Here is a 1754-nt window from a genome sequence, read left to right as displayed (position 1 = left end):
TTTAGGGTGGTTAAGCCCTCGGCCTATTAGTACCGGTCGACTGAACCAGTTACCTGGCTTACATCTCCGGCCTATCAACCCAATAGTCTCTTGGGAGCCTTACCCACTCAAGGTGGTGGGATACCTCATCTCGAAGCGAGCTTCCCGCTTAGATGCTTTCAGCGGTTATCCCTTCCGAACGTAGCCAACCAGCCGTGCCCCTGGCGGGACAACTGGCACACCAGAGGTTCGTCCGTCCCGGTCCTCTCGTACTAGGGACAGCCCTTCTCAAGTATCCAACGCGCACGGCGGATAGGGACCGAACTGTCTCACGACGTTCTAAACCCAGCTCGCGTACCGCTTTAATGGGCGAACAGCCCAACCCTTGGGACCTGCTACAGCCCCAGGATGCGACGAGCCGACATCGAGGTGCCAAACCATCCCGTCGATATGGACTCTTGGGGAAGATCAGCCTGTTATCCCCGGGGTACCTTTTATCCGTTGAGCGACACCGCTTCCACACGCAAGTGCCGGATCACTAGTCCCGACTTTCGTCCCTGCTCGACCCGTCAGTCTCACAGTCAAGCTCCCTTGTGCACTTACACTCAACACCTGATTGCCAACCAGGCTGAGGGAACCTTTGGGCGCCTCCGTTACCCTTTAGGAGGCAACCGCCCCAGTTAAACTACCCACCAGACACTGTCCCTCGACCCGATCAGGGCCGCAGGTTAGATACCCAAACCCAACAGAGTGGTATTTCAAGATTGCCTCCACCCGAACTGGCGTCCGAGCTTCACCGGCTCCCACCTATCCTACACAATTAAATTCGGATACCAATGTCAAGCTATAGTAAAGGTCCCGGGGTCTTTCCGTCCTGCCGCGCGTAACGAGCATCTTTACTCGTACTGCAATTTCGCCGGGCCTGTGGTTGAGACAGTGGGGAAGTCGTTACGCCATTCGTGCAGGTCGGAACTTACCCGACAAGGAATTTCGCTACCTTAGGATGGTTATAGTTACCACCGCCGTTTACTGGCGCTTAAGTTCTCCGCCTCGCCCTTACGGGCTAACAGGTCCCCTTAACGTTCCAGCACCGGGCAGGCGTCAGTCCATATACATCGTCTTACGACTTGGCATGGACCTGTGTTTTTAGTAAACAGTCGCTTCCCCCTGCTCTCTGCGGCCATACCACGCTCCACCCGCATGGGGCTTCACGCGTCCGGCCCCCCTTCTCCCTAAGTTACGGGGGCAATTTGCCGAGTTCCTTAACCACAGTTCACCCGTCGCCTCGGTATTCTCTACCTGACCACCTGTGTCGGTTTAGGGTACGGGCCGCTCGAAACATCGCTAGAGGCTTTTCTCGGCAGCATAGGATCAATGACTTCACCTGAAACGGCTCGGCATCACGTCTCAACCTATATGTGTCACGGATTTACCTATGACACGGTCTACACGCTTACCCCAGGACAACCACCGCCTGGGATCATCTACCTTCCTGCGTCACCCCATCACTAAACTACTACCCCACAAGGTCCCAGACTCCACTCTCGCCGGCCGAAGCCATAGAAAGCTTTGCGTGGTTAGTACATGAAGGTTCGTCTTGGGCGTTTCTTTGCGGGTACGGGAATATCAACCCGTTATCCATCGACTACGCCTCTCGGCCTCGCCTTAGGCCCCGACTCACCCAGGGCGGATTAGCCTGGCCCTGGAACCCTTGGTCATCCGGCGGAAGAGGTTCTCACTCTTCATTCGCTACTCATGCCTGCATTCTCACTCGT

At 56.0% G+C, this 1754-nt stretch carries 1 rRNA gene; it reads right to left on the bottom strand.

The annotated features are described in order from the left end of the window. Positions 1–6 precede the first annotated feature (6 nt). A 23S ribosomal RNA gene (locus JKJ07_RS49395) occupies positions 7–1754 on the bottom strand; the annotation flags it as partial.

The sequence above is a fragment of the Paractinoplanes lichenicola genome, from assembly GCF_016785085.1.
GTDB lineage: Bacteria > Actinomycetota > Actinomycetes > Mycobacteriales > Micromonosporaceae > Actinoplanes > Actinoplanes lichenicola.
This window is presented reverse-complemented; position numbering and strand designations above follow the sequence as displayed.